Genomic DNA, 21,389 nt, shown 5'->3' on the forward strand with positions numbered 1-21,389 from the left:
GAGCCGCCGGGCGCGAACCGTAGGAGGACCGGTGGGCTAATTCGGTTGCCCGCGGGCTCCCGCGGCCGGAGCATGGCCTCTCGTGTCCTCCCCTCGCACCTCGCTCCTGACCAGGCTCTCGGCGCTGCTTCCCGATCTCTCGCCGTGGCGCGCCTCGGCCGACTTCCGGCTCCTGTGGGTCCAGGGACTCGTCACCTACTTCGGCAGCGCGATGGCGATGATCGCGCTGCCGCTCCAGATCAAGGAGCTGACGGGTTCGCCGCTCGCGGTGGGCGCGATGGGCGCGGTGGAGCTGGTCCCGCTCGTGGTGTTCGGCCTGTACGGCGGCGCGCTCGCGGACGCGGTGGACCGGCGGAAGGTGATCCTGGGGACGGAGGCGGGGCTCGGGCTCCTCGCGGTCCTGCTGCTGCTCAACGCGCTGCTGCCGCAGCCGATGCTCTGGCCGCTGTACGTGGTCGCGGCCGGGGTGTCGGCGCTCGCGGGGCTCCAGCGCCCGGCGCTCGACTCGCTGCTCGCCCGGATCGTGCCGCACGACCAGCAGACGGCGGCGGCCGCGCTGAACTCGCTGCGCTGGCAGATCGGGTCGATCGCGGGCCCGGCCGTCGCGGGTCTGGTCGTGGCGTACGCGGGTCACGCGCCCGCGTACGGGGTGACGATCGCCTGCTTCGCGGTCTCGGTCCTGATGTGCCGCCGTCTCTCCCCCGCGCCGCCCGCGCACGACGCGGAGAAGCCCTCGCTGCGGGGCATCGCGGAGGGGGCGCGGTACGCCTGGTCGCGGCCGGTGCTGCTCGGCACGTACGTGATCGACCTGGCGGCGATGTTCTTCGCCTTCCCGAACACGATCTTCCCGTTCCTCGCGGACGAGCTGGACGCGGACTGGTCGCTCGGTCTGATGTACGCGGCCGGTTCGGTCGGCTCGCTGGTCCTGGGTCTGACGAGCGGCTGGACCTCGAAGGTGCGGCGGCACGGGCTGCTCGTGGCCGGCGGGGCGGCGGGCTGGGGCCTGGCGATCGCGGCGGCCGGCTGGTTCGGGAACGTCTGGGTGGTGCTGGTGTGCCTCGCGTTCGCGGGCGCGGGCGACATGCTGAGCGGGCTGGGCCGGGCCACGATCTGGAACCAGACCATCCCGGAGGAGCTGCGCGGCCGGCTCGCCGGCATCGAGGTGCTGTCCTACAGCGTGGGCCCGCAGCTGGGCCAGGTCCGGGCGGGCGCGATGGCCAGCTGGACCGGGACGCGGGCGGCCGTCTGGACGGGCGGTGTGGCGTGCGTCGCCTCGGTGGGCCTGCTCTGCCTCGCGCTGCCGAAGCTCCTGACGTACGACTCGGCCACGGACGAGGACTCGCTGCGGCGCAAGGCCCAGCAGGAGGCGGCCCGGCGGGACGCCGACGCCAGGCGGGAGTCCGCCGGGGCCGCCTGAGCGGCTCCGGCGGATCCACGGGGGCACCCCGCGCACTGGGGCGTGTCGTCGGACTCCCGTCGTCGCCCTCGGGGCAGACGGGAGTGTGACGACACGCCCTAGTCCTCCGGCGTCTTGTCCTTGCCGGAGGACTCGTGCCAGCGCGGGTCGTTCTCCCACTCCAGGTTCCGCTCGCGGGCGGTCTCCATGGCGTGCGAGGCCTCCTCACGGCTGGCGTACGGGCCGAATCGGTTCTTCGCCGGGCAGTCGGGGCCTTCCTCGACCTTCTTGTGCTCCAGGCAGTAGTACCACTCACCCGGCTTGCCGGCGGTGCGCTTCTTGAACAGGGCCATCGTCTTCGGCTCCTTCCTTCGTGACCATGCTGCCCCAAGACCCGGTCGTTAGACTCGCTGGCATGTCTGGCCAGTCGCTTCTCGTGCCGGGGGAGCTCTCCCCCCATCGCCCCGTCCCGGGCTCCATCCGCCGCCCCGAGTACGTCGGAAAGCCCGCACCGGCCCCGTACACCGGGCCCGAGGTGCAGGATTCCGACACCATCGAACGGATGCGGATCGCCGGCCGCATCGCCGCCCGGGCGATGGAGGAGGCCGCCAAGCACATCGCTCCGGGCGTCACCACCGACGAGCTCGACCGGGTCGCGCACACGTACATGTGCGACCACGGCGCCTACCCGTCCACGCTGGGCTACCGCGGCTTCCCGAAGTCGCTGTGCGCCTCGGTCAACGAGGTCATCTGCCACGGCATCCCCGACTCCACCGTCCTGCGGGACGGCGACATCGTGAACCTGGACGTCACCGCCTTCATCAACGGCGTCCACGGCGACAACAACGCCACCTACCTGTGCGGCGACGTCGACGAGGAGTCGCGGCTGCTGGTGGAGCGCACCCGGGAGTCCCTGAACCGGGCGATCAAGGCGGTGCGGCCGGGCCGGCAGATCAACATCATCGGCCGGGTCATCGAGTCGTACGCCAAGCGCTTCGGCTACGGCGTCGTGCGCGACTTCACCGGGCACGGCATCAACTCGTCGTTCCACTCCGGCCTGATCGTCCCGCACTACGACTCGCCCCACCACACCACCGAGATCAAGGTCGGCATGACCTTCACGATCGAGCCGATGCTGACGCTCGGCACCCACGACTACGACATGTGGGACGACGGCTGGACCGTGGTGACCAAGGACCGCAAGCGGACCGCGCAGTTCGAGCACACCCTCGTGGTGACCGAGACCGGGGCGGACATTCTTACGTTGCCCTGACCCCCGGAGTGGGTAGCTTTTACCGACAGGACGTCGGGAACCAGTTGACTTAGGCAAGCCTAACTTGGCAGGATCGTCACTGGTTCCCGTCCCATCGGTCTCGGAGGCACGCCTTGGACACGCCCTTCTCCACGCTCATCCGCACTGCCTCGCACGAGCAGCACACGGAGGCGGAGACCTCGTCCTTCATGGGCGACCTGCTCGGCGGCCGGCTGGCCGTCGACGCCTACGCGCGCTACACGGAGCAGCTCTGGTTCGTGTACCGGGCCCTGGAGGAGGGTGCGGAGGCGCTGCGGGAGGACCCGGTCGCCGGGCCGTTCATACAGCCCGAGCTGTTCCGCACCACCGCCCTGGAGCAGGACCTCGCCCATCTGCGCGGCCCGGACTGGCGCGCCGGGGTCTCCCCGCTGCCCGCCACCGTCGCGTACGCGGAGCGGGTCGCCGAGTGCGCCCGTGACTGGCCCGCCGGTTACGTGGCCCACCACTACACGCGCTACCTGGGCGACCTGTCGGGCGGCCAGATCATCCGCGACAAGGCGGAGCGGACCTGGGGCTTCGACCGCAAGGGCGACGGCGTCCGCTTCTACGTCTTCGACGCCATCTCCAACCCCGCCGCCTTCAAGCGGTCCTACCGGGAGCTGCTCGACGGGGTGAACGCCGACGACCTGGAGAAGCAGCGGATCGTCGACGAGTGCAAGCGCGCCTTCGACTTCAACAGCGCGGTCTTCCGCGAGCTGGGCGGGGAGTACCCGCTCAGCGCGTGAGGGTTCCGTCCAGGCGGACCCGTCCGCCGAGTTCCACGATGCCGTCAGGGCCGGGGGCAGTGAGCAGCTGCGAACCCCGGCCCTGCGTGATGTTCAGGGCCCGTCCCAGCTCCGCCGTGAGGAGCAGCGCGGCCGCGCCCGTCGCCTCGTCCTCGTCGATGCCGTCGCCGCGGCCCGGGAAGCCCCGCGCCCTGACGCGGCCCGCGGCCTCCTCCTCCCACGCCCAGGCGTAGATCCACTCCCCCGGCGCGGGCACCTCCAGGGCCTCCACCTCGGCGACGGAGGCGTACTGGCGCAGGGTGCGGGGCGGGGCCCACTCGGCGCGCGCCTCGATCCAGGTGAACTCCCCGTCGCCGCGCACCCACACCTCTCCGGCCGGCGGGTGGACGAGCTCCAGGTCGAGCAGCCAGGCCGCGCCGACGAGCGGGTGACCGGCGAAGGGCAGCCGCAGGCCGGGGGTGTAGATGTCGACGATCCCGCGCTCCGGGTCGTCCACGAACACCGTCTCGCTGAAGCCGAGTTCCTTGGCGAGCGCCTGCCGGGAGGACTCGTCGGGGTGGGTGCGGGCGTCCCGTACGACTCCGAGGCGGTTGCCGTGCCGGCCGTCGCCCGCACAGAAGACCCGGAGGACGTCGATGTCAGTGGCCGTCGTGTTCATGGCGGAGATTGAACCATTACACGCCACGTCGGCAGGGCCGCACCCGGGAAAATCGGGTGCGGCCCTGCACGGAGGGGTGTCGGGTCAGGAGCCCGTCGTGCGTCGGCGCGCGGCGACGACGATGCCGGCACCGGCCGCCACGGTCAGGGCGGTGGCGCCGAGGAGGAGGGTCGTCGGGACGCCCGAACCGGTGGCCGCGAGGGAGCCGGAGCCGCCGACCGAGGACGAGCCGCCCGCGGTGCCGCCGCCGGCCGTGCCGTCGGAGCCGCCCGCCGTGCCGCCGCCGACGCTTCCGCCGCCGACGGTCCCGCCGCCGCCCGTGCTGGACGAGCCGTCGCCGCCGGACGTCCCCGAGCCGCCGGAGCCGGAGCCGCCCGAGCCGGAGCCGCCGGAATCCCCGGTGCCGCCGGTGGCCGGGGGCAGCGTGGCGCCGGCGTCGAGCGAGAAGCTCACGGTCAGCGCGTCCAGTTCGGTGCCGGCCGGGTAGCCGCCCTGGCCGCCCGGGGCGGTGAAGGTGGCGGAGCCGGCCTCCGTGAGTGTCGCCGGGACGTCGGCGAGGGTGACGACCTTCGTGTCGGCGGACCAGTCGGACTTCGACAGGTCGAGGGAGGCGAGGGCCACGTCGTTCCGGGCGCCCTGGGCGCTGGTGACATCGGCGGTGAGGGTGCCGGTGGTGCCGGAGGCCTTCACCTTCAGGTCGCTGATCGTCCAGTCGATGCCGTGCGCGGAGCAGACGAAGGCGAGCTTGCCGGAGAAGGCCGCGTCCAGCTTGCGGGCGTCGGCGTCGAGGTCGGCCTTGACGAAACCGAAGTCATAGGCGGAGCCATTCTTCTCGGCGCCGCCGGAGGCGGTGACCGTACCGCCGCACATCTGCCCGACGTACCGCTGCCAGCTCTCCTTGACACCCCAGGTCAGCCTGCCGTTGACGACGCCGGCCGGGGCAGTGGTGGGCGGCTGCGTGGTGGGCGGGGCGGTGGTGGGGGGCTCGGTGGTGGGCGGGGCCGTCGTCGGAGGGACGGTGGTGGGCGGGGCCGTCGTCGGGGGCTCGGTGGAGGGCGGAGCCGTGGTCGGAGGGACGGTGGTGGGCGGGGCCGTCGGGGGCTCCGTGGTCGGCGGGGCCGTTGTGGGCGGCTCGGTAGTGGGCGGGGCCGTGGTCGGGGCCTCGGTGGTCGGCGGGGCCGTCGTCGGAGGCTCAGTCGTCGGCGGCGCCGTCGTCGGAGGCTCAGTCGTCGGCGGCGCCGTCGTCGGGGGCTCGGTCGTCGGCGGCGCCGTAGTCGGAGGTTCGGTCGTCGGCGGAGCCGTAGTCGGAGGCTCGGTCGTCGGCGGAGCCGTAGTCGGAGGCTCAGCCGTCGGAGGCTCAGTCGTCGGCGGGGTCGTCGGACGGCTGCCCGCCTTCACCGTGAGGGTGGCCGCGTCGAGCGCGTCGCCCTCCTTGTAGAAGCCCGCGAAGGCGGCCGCGCCGTCCTTCGTCAGCTTCGCCGGTATGTCCTTGAACACCATCGCGCCGCCCGCGCCCTGACCGGGCCGGATGCCGGTCATGTCCAGCGCGGCGAAGGGGATGTCCTCGCGGGTGCTGACGGAGCCGTCCTTCTCCTTGGTGACGACGTCGGCGGTGATCTCGCCGGTCGGCGCGGCCGTGCCCTTCGTCGTCAGCCGGACGTCCGAGATCCGGATGTCGAGCGCGCCCTCGTGGGCCTCGAAGTGGACGCCGCCCTTGAAGGAGTTGGCGGTGCCGTGGGTGCTCATGTCGTACGTGCCGGTGCCGTCGACGAAGGTGAAGACGCCGTTGTTCTCGGCCTGCCGGGCGCCGCCCTCGACCGTGATCTTCCCGTGCGAGAAGGGCATGGCCAGGTAGGTGCGGAAGGACTGCTTGATGCCCCAGTCGAGCGTGCCGTCGACCAGCGTCATCGGCGGCGCGCCCTCGGCCGCGGCGGGCAGGGCGAGGACGACGGCGCCGGTGCCCAGGGCGGCTGCCGTGGCGACGGCTGCCGCCAGGGTGACGGATCGGCGCAAGGGGATGGCCATGACGGGTTTCTCCTAGGGACGCGGGGCGCTCGGGGGGTGCGCGGAAGACGGGGTGAGGGTGGATCAGGCCGAGGGGGTGTCACCGGCACGACGACGGCGTACGGCGGTGAGGACGGCCGTCGCGGCGACGAGCAGCACGCCCGCGCCGATCGCGAGGTACGTGCCGGTGGACGACGAGGAGGACGAGGCGGCGGGTGCCGGGGCGGAGGCCGAGGGAGCGGCCCGCTTCGACGGGGCGGCGGAGGCCGTGGCCCCGCTGCCGAGGTCGGGGAGTGCGGGCAGCTGGGCCTTCGCGTCGACGGTGACGGCGAGGGAGACGGGGTCCATCGCGGTTCCGGCCCGGTACATCCCGCCGAAGGCCTTGGCGCCGCCCTCGGTGAGGGTGGTGGGGGCCTCGGTGAGGACGGCGAGGCCGTTCCTCGGGGTGAGGCCCCGGGCTCCGAAGGTGACGAGCGGGACGGCCCGGTCGGTCCTGCCCTCGCTGGTGACGTCGGCGCTGAGGGTGCCGGTGCCGCCGCTCACCTTCACGGCGACCTTGCCGAGCGTGAGGTCCAGATGGGCGCCGGTGAAGCGGACGCTGCCCGCGAAGGCCGCGTCGAGGGTGCCCGTCTTCGGGTCGTAGGTGCCGGTGCCCCGCGGGAAGCGGAAGAGCGCGCCGCCGTCCTGGGCGCCGTCGGCGAGGGTCCACTTCCCCTGGGAGATGGCGCCGGTGACGTACTCGCGGAAGGTGCGGCGCACGCCCCAGTCGACGGCGGCGGCCCTGAGGGCGCCGGTGGCCGCGGCCCCCTGGGAGGAACTCGCCGTGGGGGCGGGGCGCGTGGGGGCCTCGGAGGTGGGCCGGGCGGTCGGGTCGGCGGGCGCGGTGGCGGGCGGAGTCCGTCGCGGTGTCACGACGTCGACGGTGAGACTGAGCGGGTCGAGGGCGGTGCCGGCCGGGTAGTACCCGGCGAAGGACGCGGCGCCCTGCGAGGTGAGCGTGGCGGGCACGCCGGACAGGGAGACCGGGCTGCCGCCGCCGCGCATGTCGATGCCGCCGAGGGAGAGGGCGGCGAGCGGCACCTGGGAGCTGACGGTCATGCGGCCGCTGCCCTTGGCCTTGCTCGCCATGTCGGCGTAGAGGGTGCCGCGGCCGCCCTGGACGACGATCCGGGGGCGGCTGATGGTGAGGTCCAGTTCGTCGGTGCCGTCGGCCTTGCGGTGGCCGGTGAAGCGGACGCCGCCGGAGAAGGCGGCCTCGAAGGCACCGGTCGCCGGGTCGTACGAGCCCCGCGCGGAGTGGAAGCGGAACTGGCTGCCGCCGACGGTGGCGGCTCCGCCGGTGAGGTTCCAGGAGCCTTGGGCGATGGGCCCGGTGACATAGCTCTGGAAGGAGGACTTGATGCCCCAGTCGAGCCGGCCGCCCTGCACCGTGCGGCTCTCGGCGTGGGCGGCGGCGGCCGGGACGAGGGCGGCGAGCAGAGCCGTGAACAGGGTCACGGCGAGCGCGCGGGCGCGTCTGGGCAGCGACATGGAACCCCTCCGAGGGCTGGTGACTAAGGTAAGGCTAACCTAAACTACGTCGAGCTCAGCCGGAACGCCCGGATGCGAAATCGACGAATCAGAACCATGTGCGGTACGAAGCGGAACGAACGACAGGACGGTGCCCGGTGCGCAGAACTCGCCTCGCGGGAGCGCTGACAGCAGTGCTCGCCCTCGCCCTCGGGGCGACCGGATGCGGGGGCGGAGGCGGAAACGGAAGCGGAGGAAAGGCATCCGCATCCGGTACGTCGGCCGCCTCGGCCGACCGGATCGAGCCGCTCGCCCCCGCCGCGCCCCGACTGCCCGTCACCGTCCCCTCGGCCGACGGGCGCACGGTCACCGTCACCTCCACCGAGCGGATCGTGCCGCTCAGCGGCTCCCTCAACGAGATCGTCTTCACCCTCGGCCTCGGCGGCCGGGTGGTCGCCCGCGACATCACCGCCACCTTCGAACAGGCGGAGAAGCTCCCGGTGGTGACCCGCGCCCACGACGTCTCCGCCGAGAGCGTCCTCTCCCTCCGGCCCACCCTCGTCCTCGCCGAGGGCACCACAGGACCGGCCGAGGCGATCGCCCAGATCCGGGACGCGGGCATCCCGCTGGTCGTCGTGAAGCCCGCCAAGGCGCTCTCCGACGTCGGCTCCCGGATCGAGGCGGTCGCCGCCGCCCTGGGCGTGCCGGACTCCGGCAGCACGCTGGAGAAGCGCACCGAGGAGCGGATCGGCGCCGTGCGGAAGGCGATCCCGGCGCGCGAGGAGAAGCCGCGGGTGGCCTTCCTGTACGTGCGCGGCTCGGCCGCCGTCTATCTGCTCGGCGGGGCCGAGTCCGGGGCGAGCTCCCTGCTGGAGGCGGCCGGGGCGATCGACGCGGGCAAGGAGTCCGGTCTGACCAAGGACTTCACCCCGATCACCAGCGAGGCACTGGCGAAGGCCGCGCCCGACGCGATCCTCGTCATGAGCAAGGGGCTGGACTCGGTCGGCGGGGTCGACGGCCTCGTGAGGATCCCGGGCGTCGCCGAGACCCCGGCCGGCGCGGCCCGCCGGGTGGTCACGGTCGACGACGGGGTTCTCCTCAACTACGGACCGCGCACCGATCAGGTCCTGAAGTCCCTGATCGGCCAGTTGTACGGGGAGCAGAAGTGACGACCGCGGAGACGACCGCGCCGCGGACGCCGGCCCCGGTGCCGACGGCCCCCGGGGAGGCCCCGGCGGCGGCCCGCCGCGGCAGGGCCACCGTCCTGACCGTGTCCCTCCTCGCCGCCCTGCTCCTCCTCGCCCTCCTCTCCGCCGGGATCGGCGCGTACGAGATCCCGCTCGGCGACGTCCTCGCCTCCGTCCAGCACCGGATCGGGCTCGGGGGGCACGCCCTCGACCGCACGGCGGAGAGCGTCCTGTGGAACATCCGGCTCCCCCGGGTCGTCCTCGCCGTCCTGGTCGGCGCCTCGCTCGGCTGCGCGGGCGCCCTGATGCAGGGCGTGTTCGGCAATCCGCTGGCCGAGCCGGGCGTCATCGGCATCTCGGCGGGCGCTGCCGTCGGCGCGGTCGGGGCGATCGCCCTCGGCCTCACCTTCCTCGGCAACTGGACGGTGACGGTCTGCGCGTTCGTGGCGGGCCTGGCGACCGTGCTGCTCGTGTACGCGATGTCCCGCTCGGGCGGCCGCACGGAGGTCGTGACGCTGATCCTCACCGGTATCGCGGTGAACGCCTTCGCGGGCGCGCTCATCGGGCTCTTCCTCTTCTTCGCCGACAACGCGCAGGTCACCCAGATCACCTTCTGGCAGCTCGGCTCGCTCGCCCAGGCCACCTGGCCCAAGGTCCTCGCCGTCCTGCCGTGCGCGCTGCTCGGCCTCGCCGTCGCCCCCTTCCACTCCCGCCGGCTCGACCTGCTCGCGCTCGGCGAGCGGCCCGCGCGGCACCTGGGCGTGGACGTGGAGCGGCTGCGCGTCGTCCTGATCCTGGTGGTGGCGCTGCTCACCGCGGCGGCCGTCGCGGTCGCCGGGATCATCACCTTCGTCGGCCTGCTCGTGCCGCACCTGCTGCGGATGGTGAACGGCCCGGGGCACCGCTTCCTGGTGCCGGGCAGCGCGCTCGGCGGCGCGGTCGTCCTGACGGCCGGCGATCTGGCGGCCCGTACGGCCGCGGCTCCGGCCGAACTCCCCCTGGGCGTCCTCACCGCCCTCCTGGGCAGCCCCTTCTTCTTCTGGCTGCTGCGCAGGACCCGTCGCAAGCAAGGTGGTTGGGCATGACATCGGTACGGTTCGGGGGGCTGCTCCCCCGGCGGCGCGGCCGCGCGCTGCCCACCCCGGCGACCCCGGGCGAGCTCGTCGCCGAGGCGGTCGGGGTGCGGGTCGAGCGGGGGCCCCGGACGGTGCTCGACGGGGTCGGGGTCGCGGTGCGGGCCGGGGAGGTGCTCGCCCTGGTCGGGCCCAACGGGGCCGGGAAGTCGACGCTCCTGGCCGTGCTCGCCGCCGATCTCGCCCCGGACGCCGGAGAGGTCCGCGTCGGGGGCCGGGCCGCGGGCGACTGGCCGGCCGGTGAACTCGCTCTGCGGCGGGCGGTGCTGCCGCAGGACGCGGCGCTCTCCTTCCCCTTCCCGGCGGGCGAGGTCGTCCGGATGGGCCGCGCGCCCTGGGCCGGGACCGCGCGGGAGGCCGAGGACGACGAGGCCGTCGCGGCGGCCATGGCGGCCACCCGGACCGGGGCCTTCGCCACGCGCCCGTTCTCCGCGCTGTCCGGCGGCGAACGGGCCCGGGTGGCGCTGGCCCGGGTGCTCGCCCAGCGGACCGGGCTGCTGCTGCTCGACGAGCCGACGGCGGCCCTGGACCTGCGCCACCAGGAACTGGTCCTGAGGGTCTGCCGGGAGCGGGCCGAGGCCGGGGACGCGGTGGTGGTCGTACTGCACGACCTCGGGCTCGCGGCCGCCCACGCGGACCGGGTCGCGGTCCTCGACGACGGGCGGATCGCGGCGGACGGCGCGCCGTCGGAGGTGTTCGGGGAGGAGCTGCTCAGCCGGGTGTACCGGCAGCCGGTGGACGTCTTCCCGCACCCGCGGACCGGCGTGCCCCTCGTCGTACCGACGCGGGCCCACAGAGGGGTGAAACCCCCTCGAACCACCCCTCTTGACCGGTCCTTGACCAAGCCATGAGGGCTCCATGGAGCCTTCGTGATCGGGCCGTGTCCGATACGCCCGTCCTGAGAGCTGAATCACTGGACGGACGGGTATCGCTGAGGTAAGCCTCGGTTAAGTTAGGTCCGCCTCAGCACCGTCCCCCCGCGTTCCTGGAGTCCTCTATGCGAGCCGTCCGTCTCTCCGTCGTCACCGCCGCCGCGACCGCGGCCGCTCTGACCGCCGTCACGGGCTGCGCCGAGAAAAGCGACTCCAAGGCGAGTGACGACGCCGTCACCGTCGTCGCCAAGGACGATTCCTGTGAGGTGTCGAAGAAGGACTTCCCGGCCGGGCACGTGAAGCTGAACGTGGAGAACCGGGGTTCGAAGGTGACCGAGGTCTACGTCCTGTACCCGGACGACCGGATCGTGGCGGAGCGGGAGAACATCGGCCCCGGCATCAAGGCCGTGCTGACGGCCGAGATCAAGGCGGGTGACTACGCGGTCGTGTGCAAGCCCGGCATGAAGGGCGAGGGCATCCGCCAGCAGGTCAAGGTCACCGGCAAGGGCGCCGCGGTCGCGAAGCGCTCCCCCGAGATGGACGCGGCCGTGGCCGCCTACCGCCAGTACGTGCAGGCGCAGGCGGACGCGACGCTGCCGAAGGTGAAGGTCTTCACCGACGCGGTGCGTGCCGGTGACGTCGAGGCGGCGAAGAAGGCGTATGCCGAGTCGCGGATCGGCTGGGAGCGCACGGAGCCGGTGGCGGAGTCGTTCGGTGACATCGATCCGAAGGTCGATGTCCGTGAGGACGGGCTGGAGGACGGTCAGGACCCGGCGAAGGACTGGACGGGCTGGCACCGTCTGGAGAAGGCGCTGTGGCAGGACAAGAAGATCGGCGCGCGGGAGAAGGAGCTGGCCGGGCTGCTGGAGACGGATCTCGCGGACTGGGTGAAGCGGGTCGGCAAGGCCGAGATCACCCCGACCTCGATGGCCAACGGCGCCAAGGAGCTTCTGGACGAGGTCGCGAGCGGCAAGGTGACGGGTGAGGAGGAGCGTTACTCCCACACCGACCTGGTCGACTTCAAGGCGAACGTCGAGGGCGCGCAGAAGTCCTTCGAGCTGCTGAAGCCGGTCGCGCGGAAGAACGACCCCAAGCTCGTCACGGAGCTGGACAAGCAGTTCGCCGCGCTGAACACGCTCCTGGACCAGTACCGCAACGACAAGACCGGCTACGTCTTCACCTCCTACGACAAGGTCGGCAAGGAGCAGCGCAAGGAGCTCTCCGACGGTGTGAACGCGCTGGCGGAGCCGCTGTCCAAGCTGGCCGCCGCCGTCGTCAAGTAACACCGAACCGGCAGGAACAGGACCAGGGACATGTCCGAGGACATCCAGGAGCAGACCGGGGCCGGTGCGGGCGTGCCGTCGCGTCGTGCGGTGATCGGCTGGGGTGGTGCCGGGCTGGCGCTGGGTGCCGCCGTGGCCGGCGGCGCCGTCGCCCTGACCCGCGGCCACGACGACACGGTGCCGGTCGGCGACAGCGGCGGCGCGGTGCCCTTCCACGGACCGCACCAGGCCGGCATCGCCACCGCGGTCCAGGACCGGCTGCACTTCGCGTCCTTCGACGTCAAGACGAAGGACCGCGACGAGCTGATCCAGCTCCTCAAGGACTGGACGCGGGCCGCCGAGCGGATGACGGCCGGCGCGGAGGTCGGTGACGGCGCCTACGGCGGCCTGCCCGAAGCACCCCCGGACGACACCGGTGAGGCCCTCGGGCTCAAGCCGTCCCGTCTCACCCTCACGATCGGCTTCGGACCCTCGCTCTTCGACGGCCGGTTCGGGCTGAAGGACCGGCGGCCCGGGGCCCTGGTGGAGCTGCCCAGGTTCCCGGGCGACAACCTCGACCCGGCCCGCAGCGGCGGCGATGTGTGTGTGCAGGCCTGCGCGGACGATCCGCAGGTCGCCGTGCACGCCATCCGCAACCTCGCCCGCATCGGCTTCGGCAAGGTCGCCGTGCGCTGGTCCCAGCTCGGCTTCGGCAAAACCTCCTCCACCACCCCCGACGCCCAGACCCCGCGCAACCTCTTCGGCTTCAAGGACGGCACCCGCAACATCGCCGGCACCGAGACCGACCGCCTCGCCCGGCACGTGTGGGTCTCCGGCAAGGACGCCCAGGACAGCGCGGCCTGGATGGACGGCGGCTCCTACCTCGTCGCCCGCCGCATCCGCATGAACGTCGAGACCTGGGACCGCACCCCGCTCGCCGAACAGGAAGACGTCTTCGGCCGCGACAAACGCGAAGGCGCCCCCGCCGGCAAGCCCAAGGAACACGACGAACCGTTCCTCAAGGCGATGAAGCCCGACGCGCACGTCCGCCTCGCCCACCCCGACAGCAACCACGGCGCCACCCTCCTGCGCCGCGGCTACTCCTTCACCGACGGCACCGACGGTCTGGGCCGTCTGGACGCCGGTCTGTTCTTCCTCGCCTACCAGCGCGACGTCCGCACCGGATTCATCCCCGTCCAGACCTCGCTGGCCTCCGACGCCCTCAACGAATACATCCAGCACGTGGGTTCGGCCCTGTTCGCGATCCCGCCCGGCGTCCGCGACAAGGACGACTGGTGGGGCCGGGCACTGTTCTCGTGACCGAGGCAACGCCCGGAGCCCCCTCGCTGACGCTCCACTCACGAAAGGCACCGACGTGTTCGGCAACTACCTGATCGGCCTGCGCGAAGGCCTCGAAGCCAGCCTCGTCGTCTGCATCCTCATCGCCTACCTCGTCAAGACCGGACGCCGTGACGCGCTGCGGCCGATCTGGATCGGCATCGGCGTGGCCGTCGGCGTGGCCCTGGCCTTCGGCGCGGGCCTGGAGTTCGGCTCCCAGGAGCTCACCTTCGAGGCGCAGGAGCTGCTGGGCGGTTCGCTGTCGATCGTCGCGGTGGTCCTGGTGACCTGGATGGTCTTCTGGATGCGGCGCACGGCCCGGCACCTGAAGTCCGAGCTCCACGGCAAGCTGGACGCGGCCCTCCAGATGGGCACGGGCGCGCTGGTCGCCACCGCCTTCCTGGCGGTGGGCCGCGAGGGCCTGGAGACGGCGCTCTTCGTCTGGGCGTCCGTGCGAGCCTCCTCCGACGGCACGCACGCGCCGCTGGTCGGAGTGCTCCTCGGTCTGGTCACGGCGGTCTTCCTCGGCTGGCTGTTCTACCGGGGAGCCCTCAAGATCAACCTGGCGAAGTTCTTCACCTGGACCGGCGGCATGCTGGTCGTGGTGGCGGCGGGCGTGCTCGCGTACGGCGTCCACGACCTCCAGGAGGCCGACTTCCTCGGCGGTCTCGCGGACAAGGCCTTCGACATCTCGGCGACCATCCCGCCGGACAGCTGGTACGGCACGCTCCTCAAGGGCGTGTTCAACTTCCAGCCGGACCCGACGGTCCTTCAGGTCGCGGTGTGGGCGCTGTATCTGGTCCCGACGCTCGCGCTGTTCCTGGCCCCGATAGGGTCGGGTCCGTCCGTGCGGGTGAAGAAGCAGAAGGCGACCGATGAGCAGGCTGAGGCTGGGGCGAGCGCCGAGAAGACCGCTTGAGCGGGTGTCGTTCCCGGGGGGCCGCCGCCGACCGGTGAGGCTCCTCGCGGCGACGGCCGCGGCCGCCGTCCTGTCGCTGACGGCGAGCGGCTGCGTGACCGTGCACGGCGAGCTGGCGCTGCTGCCGCCGGCGACGAAGACCGAGGCCGCGCAGGCCCTCGCCGACTTCACGGCGGCGTACAACCGGGCCGACAAGGCCTACGACCCGGCTCTCGACGCGAACCGGGTCACCGGTCCGCTCGGGGCGATCAACCAGGCGGGCCTGCGCGCGCGGTCGATCAGCGCGCCCGACGGCAACCCCGACCACAAGCCCCTCGCCCTCACGGACGCCCGGTTCGTGCTGCCCCGGAAGGCGGGCTGGCCGCGCTGGTTCGTCGCGGACACCGCGTCCAACCGCGCCTCCGGCGACGAGCGCTGGCTCCTGGCCTTCCTCCGCAACGGCCCGGACCAGCCGTGGGAGGCCGCCTACCTCTCGATCCTCCCCCGGGGCGACGTCCCCGAGTTCGCGGAGGAGGAGGGGTACGCGGTGCCGGTCGCCGCGGACAGCGACGCGCTCGCGGTGGCGCCGGAAAACCTGGGCGAGCGGTACGTGGCGTATCTGAAGGACGGGGCGGCGGGGCCGTTCGCGCCGGGCCTGCACACCAGTCAGTGGCGGGCGCAGCGGCAGAAGGCCGCCAAGCGGCCGGGCATGGCCACCCAGTACATCGACCGCGTCACGAACCAGGGGGACTTCGCGCCCCTGGGGCTGCGGACCCGGGACGGCGGCGCTCTGGTCTTCTTCGCGACCCGGTACTTCGAGCGGCAGACGGCGGCGAAGGGCTACCGGCCGAAGGTCGGCGCCGACACCAAGGCGCTGCTGACGGGCGAGATCAAGAACACGGTCACCCGGGAGTGGGTGTCCAGCCAGGCGGTCCTGGTGAAGCCGGCGGGCACGGACCGGAACGGGGTCAGGGTCGCGGGCCGGCTCCAGGGCGTGGTGGGCGCGGCGGGCTCGTAGCCCTCCCCGCGCCGCCCCGGCGGGAAACCGGCGGATCAGCAGGTCAGCGAGTCCGAAGGCCATCGGGCCGGCGGATCAGCAGGTCAGCGAGTCCGAAGGCCGTCGGGTCAGCGGGTCAGCGGGTCAGCGGGTCAGCGGCCAGGCGATCTCGTGGGCCGGGTGCCCGTCGTCCCCGTCCGCCCCGCGCTCGGCCGCGTGGCGGGCGCAGACGTCCTGGAGGGTCTCCAGGAGGTTCAGCGGGTCGGGCAGCGGGTGCTCGGGGCCGCGGACCCAGGCGACGACCGGATGGTCGTCCTCGTCACCGGGGAGCCGGGCCGGCGGTACGAGGACGTAGCTGCCGCGGCAGTGCCAGCGCAGCCCCGGGTGCTCGTCCATCGTCTCGGGGTGGCAGTCCAGCTCGCACGGCCACCACTCGTCCTCGTCCTCGGGGGTGCCGCGGGTGGCGGTGAAGAAGAGCATCCGCCCGCCGACCGTGTCGACGTCGGCGGACTCGGCGACGGGCCCGACCTCGACGCCCTCGGCGAGGAGGCGCTCCAGGGCGGCGCGGCCGGCGGCCAGCGGGACGTCGAGGACGTCGTGGACCATGCCGGTGGCGGTGATGAAGTTCGCCGCGGGCTCGTTGCGGGCCCAGCGCTCGATCTGGCCGCGGTCGGTGGTCGACTGCGTCTGCCAGGCGAAGGAGACGGGGTGCCGGGCGGGGGTGGGACAGCCGATCCGCTCACAGGAGCAGCTGTAGCCGACGGGGTACGCGGCGGGGGCGAGGGGCAGCCCGGCGGCGGCGACGGCCAGGAGCAGCGTCTCGCGGTCGTTCCCGTCGTCGGCCGCGGTGCGTTTGGGGCGCCTGCGCAGCCACTGTGCGAGTTTGCTCTCCGTGCCGCGGTAGCGGCCGATACCGTCGCCCATCTATCCCCTCACACCTCATGCTCGCCCGTTCGGCTCTGCCCATGGTCCCACCATCCTGCGCTCCGGGTGACCGGAGTGCGGAACCGGGGTGCCATGAGCGGTCAGGAGCGGGGGGCGAGGCCGCGCAGGGCGAGGTCGACGAGGGTGTCGGCGTAGGCGTGGGTGAGCGGCCGGGTGCGGTGGATCCAGCGGTGGTGGAGGGGCCCGACCAGGAGTTCCACGGCGACGCGGGGGTCCGCGTCCGGGTCGATGTCGCCCCGCTTCTGTGCGGCCTCGACGCGGCGGACGTAGTACTGGAGCTGGGGTTCGAGCAGGGCCTCGGTGAAGCGGGCGCCGAGCTCGGGGTCGACGACGCCCTCGGCGGCGAGCGCGCGGGTGGGGCCGTCGAAGGCGGGGTCGGTCAGCTCGTCGACGGTGGCGCGGAGCACGAGCTTGAGGTCGGCGGCGAGGTCGCCGGTGTCGGGGATCTCACTGTCGGCGGCGCCCCCGAGGCTCTCGTTGGCCCGGGCGGCGAGGTCGAGGAAGGCGTCGAGGAGCACGGCGGCCTTGGAGGGCCACCAGCGGTAGATGGTCTGCTTGCCGACGCCGGCGCGGGCGGCGATGCCCTCGATGGTGGTCTTCGCGTAGCCGGTCTCGGAGACGAGCGTGAGGGCGGCGTCGAAGATGGCACGGCGGGAGCGCTCGCTGCGGCGGGAGGCGTCGGGGGCGGCCTTGGCGGGTCTGGAGTCGGACATGCCCCCAATCTAGCAGCGGACGAGACGAGACGTCTCGCCATTCGAACGGGCCCGAACCACCCGAACGGTCCACAGCGCGGAGGCCGTCGAGAGCGGACCATGGGGTCCACCGATCACCGCACGCTTCTCCGTGAGGAGGCCTCATTGCGCACCACTCCGCGCACGTCCTCGCCCCGCCGTTATCTGATGTGCCCACCCACGCACTTCACGGTGACGTACTGCATCAACCCGTGGATGGACCCCGCGAAACCGGTCGACCTGCCGCTCGCCCTCGCCCAGTGGGAGGACCTGCGCGACCGCTACCGCTCGCTCGGCCACACCGTCGAGCTCCTGAGTCCCGACCCGGCCCTGCCCGACATGGTCTTCGCGGCGAACGGCGCGACCGTGGTCGACGGCCGGGTCCTCGGCGCGCGGTTCGCCCACCAGGAGCGCGCGGCCGAGGCCGACGCCCATCGGGCCTGGTTCCTCGGGAACGGCTGGGCGGACGACGCCGTGCGGGTCCCCGAGCACGTCAACGAGGGCGAGGGCGACTTCGCCGTCACCGCCTCCTGGATCCTGGCCGGCCGGGGCTTCCGCTCCAGTCCGCTCTCGCACGACGAGGCGCAGGAGTTCTTCGGGCGCCCGGTGATCGGCCTGGAGCTGGTGGACCCGCGCTACTACCACCTGGACACGGCCCTGTCCGTCCTGGACGACGCCCGGGACGAGGTCATGTACTACCCGGACGCGTTCTCCCCCGGCAGCCGCGCGGTGCTCGCCCGGCTCTTCCCGGACGCCCTGATCGCCACCGCGGAGGACGCGGCGGCCCTCGGCCTGAACGCCGTCAGCGACGGGCGCAACGTCCTGCTGCCGCAGGCCGCGGTGGGCCTCTTCGGCCCGCTCCGCGACCGCGGCTTCGAGCCCGTCGGCATGGACCTCGGCGAGCTCCTCAAGGGCGGCGGCAGCGTGAAGTGCTGCACCCAGGAGCTGCGGCCCTAGCCGGGACTCCGGCCCCGCCGGGCCGGGAGGCGTCCTAGTCGCTCTCCTCCGGCGGCCAGGAGTCGCCCCACTCCGCGTCACGGGCCTGCTTGTACAGGGGCCCGTGCCGCTTGGTGACCACGTCCCGGCCGAGTCCGTCGGGCCCGCAGAGCTCCAGCTGGACCAGGCCCTTGCGGATCTGCGGCCTGCGGACGACACGGGAGGGCGCCGGGGTCACCGGGAAGCGGACGGCGGCGACGTACGCGTACTTCTCGTCCTCGTACGGCAGCGAACCGCCCTTCACCTTCCGGTGCAGCGAGGAGCGGCTCACCCGGGCGGAGAAGTGGCACCAGTCCGCGCCGGGCACGATCGGGCAGGCCCCGCTGTGCGGGCAGGGCGCGGCGACGGTGAAGCCGGCCTCCACCAGCCGGGTGCGGGCCTCGATGATCCGCTCGTAGCCGTCGGGGGTGCCCGGCTCGACGATCACGACGGCCCGCGCGGCGCGGGCCGCCTCGGTGACCAGCGCCGTCCGGTCGGCCCCGGTCAGCTCCTTGAGGACGTACGAGACGGTCACCAGGTCGCTCTCGGGCAGGCTCAGCGCGGAGCCGATCCGCTCGCGCCGCCACTCGGCGTCGAGGACGCCCGCCGCCAGCTCGCGGCCGAGCGCGAGCGCGGGCTCCGCCCAGTCGAGGACCGTCGTGCGGGGCGGCCGCTCCGCCCAGGCCTCGGCGACGGCCCAGCTCGCCGCGCCCGTGCCGCCGCCGACGTCGGTGTGGGTCCGCGGCTCCCAGTCGGGCACGGCCGCCCGGAGGGCGTCCAGGACGCCGCGTACGGCCTCGAAGGTCGCCGGCATCCGGTACGCGGCGTACGCGGCGACGTCGGAGCGGTCGCGCAGCACGGGGGCGTCCGTCGGGGTGGTGCCCCGGTAGTTGGCGATCAGCCGCTCGACGGCCTGCGCCGCCCGGCTGGGCGGCAGCCCGTCGAGGAGCGCGGCGAGGGCGGCGCGCAGGGAGTCGGCGGAGGCGGGGGAGACGGCGTTCACCGCGACATTCTAGGCGGGCTCGGCCTGCGGCTCGGTCGGGCGCCAGGGGCGGCACAGGCCCAGGAAGCAGGCCAGGGCCAGGACGGCGCAGCCCAGCTGCACGACCGCCATGGGGACGGCCGTGTGCTCGCCGGCGATGCCGACGAGCGGGGAGGCGACGGCGCCGATCAGGAAGGAGGAGGTGCCGAGCAGCGCGGAGGCGGACCCGGCGGCGTGCGGGGTGCGCATCAGGGCCTGGGCGTTGGTGTTGGGCATGGCCAGGCCCATCGCCGACATCAGGACGAAGAGTCCGGCGGCGACGGGCGCGAGGCCGGTCTCGCCGAAGACACCGGTGGTCATGAGGGTGAGCGCGACGGCGGCGAGCAGGAGGATGCCGAGGCCGAAGCCGAGCGCCTTGTCGAGGCTGACGCGGCCGACGAGGAGCTTGCCGTTGATCTGGCCGACGACGACCAGCCCGACGGAGTTGAGGCCGAAGAGCAGGCTGAAGGTCTGCGGGGACGCGCCGTACAGGTCCTGGATCACGAACGGGGACGCGGAGATGTATGCGAAGAGGGCGGCGAAGGCGAGCCCGCCGGTCAGCATGTAGCCGGTGAAGACCCGGTCGGCGAGGAGCCCCCGCATGGTGCGCAGGGCCTGGCCGACCCCGCCCTCGTGCCGCCGCTCGGCGGGCAGCGTCTCGTGGAGGAAGCGCCAGACGACGAGGGTGAGGAGGACGCCGATCACGGTGAGGACGTGGAAGACGCCCCGCCAGTCGGTGATCCGCAGGATCTGGCCGCCGATGAGCGGGGCGATGATCGGGGCGACGCCGGAGATCAGCATCAGGGTGGAGAAGAAGCGGGCCATCTCGACGCCGTCGTACAGGTCGCGGACGACGGCGCGGGCGATGACGATGCCGGCGGCTCCGGCGAGGCCCTGGAGCAGCCGGAAGCCGATGAGGAGTTCGGCGCTGGGCGCCAGCGCGCAGACGGCCGTGGCCAGCACGTACACGATCATGCCGACGAGCAGCGGGCGGCGGCGTCCCCACCGGTCGCTCATCGGGCCGACGACGAGCTGGCCGAGGGCCATGCCGGCGAGGCAGGCGGTGAGGGTGAGCTGGACGGTCGCGGCGGGGGCCCGCAGCGCGTCGGTGACCTCCGGCAGCGCCGGGAGGTACATGTCCATGGAGAGCGGGGGGAGGGCGGTGAGCCCGCCGAGGACGAGGGTGACGAGGAGACCGGTCCGCCGGGCGGCGGTGGCAGCCGGAGCGGGTTCGGTTATGTGTCCCTGTGTGGTTTTCTGGCCGCTCTCCGGCATCGACTGCTCCATCTCGTTGAATCCTTGCCTATGCTCTCAGCTCGACCGGCATGGTCGGGACCTGTGGGGTGGGAAATGGACGCGAACGGGACAGTGCGCTGGGGCATCCTGGCGACCGGCGGCACAGCGGAGCGGTTCGCCGCGGACCTGCGGACCCTGGACGGCGCCGAGGTCGTCGCGGTCGCGTCCCGCGCGGAGGCGTCCGCGAAGGCCTTCGCGGACCGGTGCGGGATCCCCCGGGCGTACGGGGACTGGGCCGGGCTCCTCGCCGACGGCGACGTCGACGTGGTGTACGTGGCGACTCCGCACCACGCCCACCGCGCGGCCGCCGGCCTCGCCCTGGAGGCGGGCAAGGCGGTGCTCTGCGAGAAGGCTCTCACCCTGAACGCCGCCGAGGCGGCGGAGCTGGTGGCCCTCGCGCGCGGTCGCGGCCTCTTCCTCATGGAGGCCATGTGGATGTACTGCAACCCGCTGATCCGCCGGATCGCGGAGCTGGTCCGCGACGGGGCGGTCGGCGAGGTCCGCACGGTCCAGGCCGACTTCGGGCTCGCGGGCCCCTTCGACCCGGGCCACCGGCTGCGGGACCCGGCCGTGGGCGGCGGGGCCCTGCTCGACCTGGGGGTGTACCCGGTGTCGTTCGCGCACCTGCTGCTCGGCGAGCCGTCCGCGGTCCACGCGCACGCGCGGCTCTCCCCCGAGGGCGTCGACCTGAACACCGGCATGCTGCTGGGCTGGGACTCGGGCGCCTCCGCGCTGCTGTCCTGCTCGCTGGAGGCGGACACGCCGCTGACGGCCTCGGTGACGGGCACGGCGGGCCGGATCGACCTCCCGCGCGGCTTCTTCTTCCCCGAGCGGTTCACCCTGCACCGCCCCGGCCGGGAGCCGGAGGAGTTCACGTCGGCGGACGACCCGCACTCCCTGCGGCACGAGGCCGCCGAGGTGGCGCGCTGTCTGCGGGCGGGCGCGACGGAGTCGCCGCTCGTCCCCCTGGACGGTTCGCTCGCGGTGATGCGGACGCTCGACGCGGTCCGGGACCGCGTCGGCGTCCGCTATCCGCAGGAGCTCACGCGGGCCTGAGTCTCACGCGGGCCTGCGTCTCACCCGGGTTTGAGCCTCACGCGGGCCTGAGTCTCACCCGGGCCTGAGTCTCA

The 21,389-nt window shown here is 73.3% G+C and carries 20 protein-coding genes; 12 read left to right on the forward strand and 8 right to left on the reverse strand.

Annotated elements, in window-relative coordinates:
- Nucleotides 1-82: 82 nt before the first annotated feature.
- Complete coding sequence (locus ACFYXU_RS09155) at nucleotides 83-1,417, forward strand: MFS transporter (protein WP_389457061.1); 1,335 nt, start codon at nucleotides 83-85, stop codon at nucleotides 1,415-1,417.
- A 98-nt stretch (nucleotides 1,418-1,515) separates the two neighbouring features.
- Here the strand turns inward: ACFYXU_RS09155 and ACFYXU_RS09160 are convergent, their stop codons facing one another.
- Nucleotides 1,516-1,749, reverse strand: coding sequence for a hypothetical protein (locus ACFYXU_RS09160; protein WP_376517271.1), 234 nt, complete (start codon nucleotides 1,747-1,749; stop codon nucleotides 1,516-1,518).
- 62 nt (nucleotides 1,750-1,811) lie between these two features.
- On the opposite strand from ACFYXU_RS09160, the gene map reads away from it, so the two are divergent.
- Together map and ACFYXU_RS09170 are read left to right on the forward strand one after the other, a co-directional pair.
- Nucleotides 1,812-2,669 carry a type I methionyl aminopeptidase gene (gene map, locus ACFYXU_RS09165; RefSeq protein WP_376517272.1) on the forward strand — a complete coding sequence of 286 codons (858 nt, stop codon included), beginning with the start codon at nucleotides 1,812-1,814 and terminating at the stop codon, nucleotides 2,667-2,669.
- Nucleotides 2,670-2,782: 113 nt separating this feature from the next.
- Nucleotides 2,783-3,433, forward strand: a complete 651-nt coding sequence (locus ACFYXU_RS09170) for a heme oxygenase (biliverdin-producing) (RefSeq protein WP_376517274.1) — start codon at nucleotides 2,783-2,785, stop codon at nucleotides 3,431-3,433.
- Here ACFYXU_RS09170 and ACFYXU_RS09175 read toward each other — a convergent pair.
- The 3 genes from ACFYXU_RS09175 to ACFYXU_RS09185 form a co-directional block, all read right to left on the reverse strand.
- Nucleotides 3,423-4,091 carry a PhzF family phenazine biosynthesis protein gene (locus ACFYXU_RS09175; protein ID WP_384573347.1) on the reverse strand — a complete coding sequence of 223 codons (669 nt, stop codon included), beginning with the start codon at nucleotides 4,089-4,091 and terminating at the stop codon, nucleotides 3,423-3,425. The genes ACFYXU_RS09170 and ACFYXU_RS09175 overlap by 11 nt on opposite strands.
- Before the next feature lie 84 nt (nucleotides 4,092-4,175).
- A complete protein-coding gene (locus tag ACFYXU_RS09180; RefSeq protein WP_389457063.1) occupies nucleotides 4,176-6,116 on the reverse strand; it encodes an HtaA domain-containing protein in 1,941 nt (646 codons plus the stop codon).
- A gap of 63 nt (nucleotides 6,117-6,179) precedes the next feature.
- Nucleotides 6,180-7,625 (reverse strand): HtaA domain-containing protein, encoded by a 1,446-nt coding sequence (locus ACFYXU_RS09185; RefSeq protein ID WP_389457065.1) that lies wholly within the window; start codon nucleotides 7,623-7,625, stop codon nucleotides 6,180-6,182.
- 137 nt (nucleotides 7,626-7,762) lie between these two features.
- On the opposite strand from ACFYXU_RS09185, the gene ACFYXU_RS09190 reads away from it, so the two are divergent.
- The 7 genes from ACFYXU_RS09190 (at nucleotide 7,763) to ACFYXU_RS09220 (ending at nucleotide 15,312) form a co-directional block, all read left to right on the forward strand.
- Nucleotides 7,763-8,773 (forward strand): hemin ABC transporter substrate-binding protein, encoded by a 1,011-nt coding sequence (locus tag ACFYXU_RS09190; RefSeq protein WP_389457067.1) that lies wholly within the window; start codon nucleotides 7,763-7,765, stop codon nucleotides 8,771-8,773.
- Nucleotides 8,770-9,876: a FecCD family ABC transporter permease gene (locus tag ACFYXU_RS09195; protein ID WP_389457069.1), complete on the forward strand. Its 1,107-nt coding sequence runs from the start codon at nucleotides 8,770-8,772 to the stop codon at nucleotides 9,874-9,876. The genes ACFYXU_RS09190 and ACFYXU_RS09195 overlap by 4 nt, the downstream gene beginning before the upstream one ends.
- A complete protein-coding gene (locus tag ACFYXU_RS09200) occupies nucleotides 9,873-10,775 on the forward strand; it encodes a heme ABC transporter ATP-binding protein (protein WP_389457071.1) in 903 nt (300 codons plus the stop codon). The genes ACFYXU_RS09195 and ACFYXU_RS09200 overlap by 4 nt, the downstream gene beginning before the upstream one ends.
- A 146-nt stretch (nucleotides 10,776-10,921) precedes the next feature.
- Nucleotides 10,922-12,079 (forward strand): iron uptake system protein EfeO, encoded by a 1,158-nt coding sequence (efeO, locus tag ACFYXU_RS09205; RefSeq protein ID WP_389457073.1) that lies wholly within the window; start codon nucleotides 10,922-10,924, stop codon nucleotides 12,077-12,079.
- A gap of 30 nt (nucleotides 12,080-12,109) precedes the next feature.
- The gene (gene efeB / locus ACFYXU_RS09210; protein WP_389457075.1) at nucleotides 12,110-13,378 is read left to right on the forward strand and encodes an iron uptake transporter deferrochelatase/peroxidase subunit; all 1,269 of its coding nucleotides are present in this window, start codon (nucleotides 12,110-12,112) and stop codon (nucleotides 13,376-13,378) included.
- A 55-nt stretch (nucleotides 13,379-13,433) separates the two neighbouring features.
- Nucleotides 13,434-14,315: an iron uptake transporter permease EfeU gene (efeU, locus tag ACFYXU_RS09215; RefSeq protein ID WP_389457077.1), complete on the forward strand. Its 882-nt coding sequence runs from the start codon at nucleotides 13,434-13,436 to the stop codon at nucleotides 14,313-14,315.
- Nucleotides 14,272-15,312, forward strand: coding sequence for a hypothetical protein (locus ACFYXU_RS09220; protein WP_389457080.1), 1,041 nt, complete (start codon nucleotides 14,272-14,274; stop codon nucleotides 15,310-15,312). Before efeU ends, ACFYXU_RS09220 begins: the two co-directional genes overlap by 44 nt.
- A 123-nt stretch (nucleotides 15,313-15,435) precedes the next feature.
- On the opposite strand, the gene ACFYXU_RS09225 is transcribed toward ACFYXU_RS09220, so the two are convergent.
- Both ACFYXU_RS09225 and ACFYXU_RS09230 read right to left on the reverse strand, forming a co-directional pair.
- The gene (locus ACFYXU_RS09225; protein ID WP_329855529.1) at nucleotides 15,436-16,215 is read right to left on the reverse strand and encodes a bifunctional DNA primase/polymerase; all 780 of its coding nucleotides are present in this window, start codon (nucleotides 16,213-16,215) and stop codon (nucleotides 15,436-15,438) included.
- A gap of 101 nt (nucleotides 16,216-16,316) precedes the next feature.
- Nucleotides 16,317-16,949 carry a TetR/AcrR family transcriptional regulator gene (locus tag ACFYXU_RS09230; protein WP_389457083.1) on the reverse strand — a complete coding sequence of 211 codons (633 nt, stop codon included), beginning with the start codon at nucleotides 16,947-16,949 and terminating at the stop codon, nucleotides 16,317-16,319.
- Nucleotides 16,950-17,048: 99 nt separating this feature from the next.
- Here ACFYXU_RS09230 and ddaH point away from each other — a divergent pair, with 99 nt between their 5' ends.
- Nucleotides 17,049-17,924 (forward strand): dimethylargininase, encoded by an 876-nt coding sequence (ddaH, locus tag ACFYXU_RS09235; RefSeq protein WP_389457085.1) that lies wholly within the window; start codon nucleotides 17,049-17,051, stop codon nucleotides 17,922-17,924.
- A 34-nt stretch (nucleotides 17,925-17,958) separates the two neighbouring features.
- Here the strand turns inward: ddaH and ACFYXU_RS09240 are convergent, their stop codons facing one another.
- Both ACFYXU_RS09240 and ACFYXU_RS09245 read right to left on the reverse strand, forming a co-directional pair.
- Nucleotides 17,959-18,945 carry a small ribosomal subunit Rsm22 family protein gene (locus tag ACFYXU_RS09240; protein WP_389457087.1) on the reverse strand — a complete coding sequence of 329 codons (987 nt, stop codon included), beginning with the start codon at nucleotides 18,943-18,945 and terminating at the stop codon, nucleotides 17,959-17,961.
- Nucleotides 18,946-18,954: 9 nt separating this feature from the next.
- Nucleotides 18,955-20,238 (reverse strand): Bcr/CflA family multidrug efflux MFS transporter, encoded by a 1,284-nt coding sequence (locus tag ACFYXU_RS09245; RefSeq protein WP_361394300.1) that lies wholly within the window; start codon nucleotides 20,236-20,238, stop codon nucleotides 18,955-18,957.
- 75 nt (nucleotides 20,239-20,313) lie between these two features.
- Between ACFYXU_RS09245 and ACFYXU_RS09250 the strand changes: the two genes are divergently transcribed.
- Nucleotides 20,314-21,315, forward strand: coding sequence for a Gfo/Idh/MocA family protein (locus ACFYXU_RS09250; protein WP_384569547.1), 1,002 nt, complete (start codon nucleotides 20,314-20,316; stop codon nucleotides 21,313-21,315).
- The last annotated feature ends 74 nt before the right edge of the window (nucleotides 21,316-21,389 follow it).

It is taken from the genome of Streptomyces sp. NPDC002232 (genome assembly GCF_042890295.1).
In the GTDB taxonomy this organism is placed as follows: Bacteria; Actinomycetota; Actinomycetes; order Streptomycetales; family Streptomycetaceae; genus Streptomyces.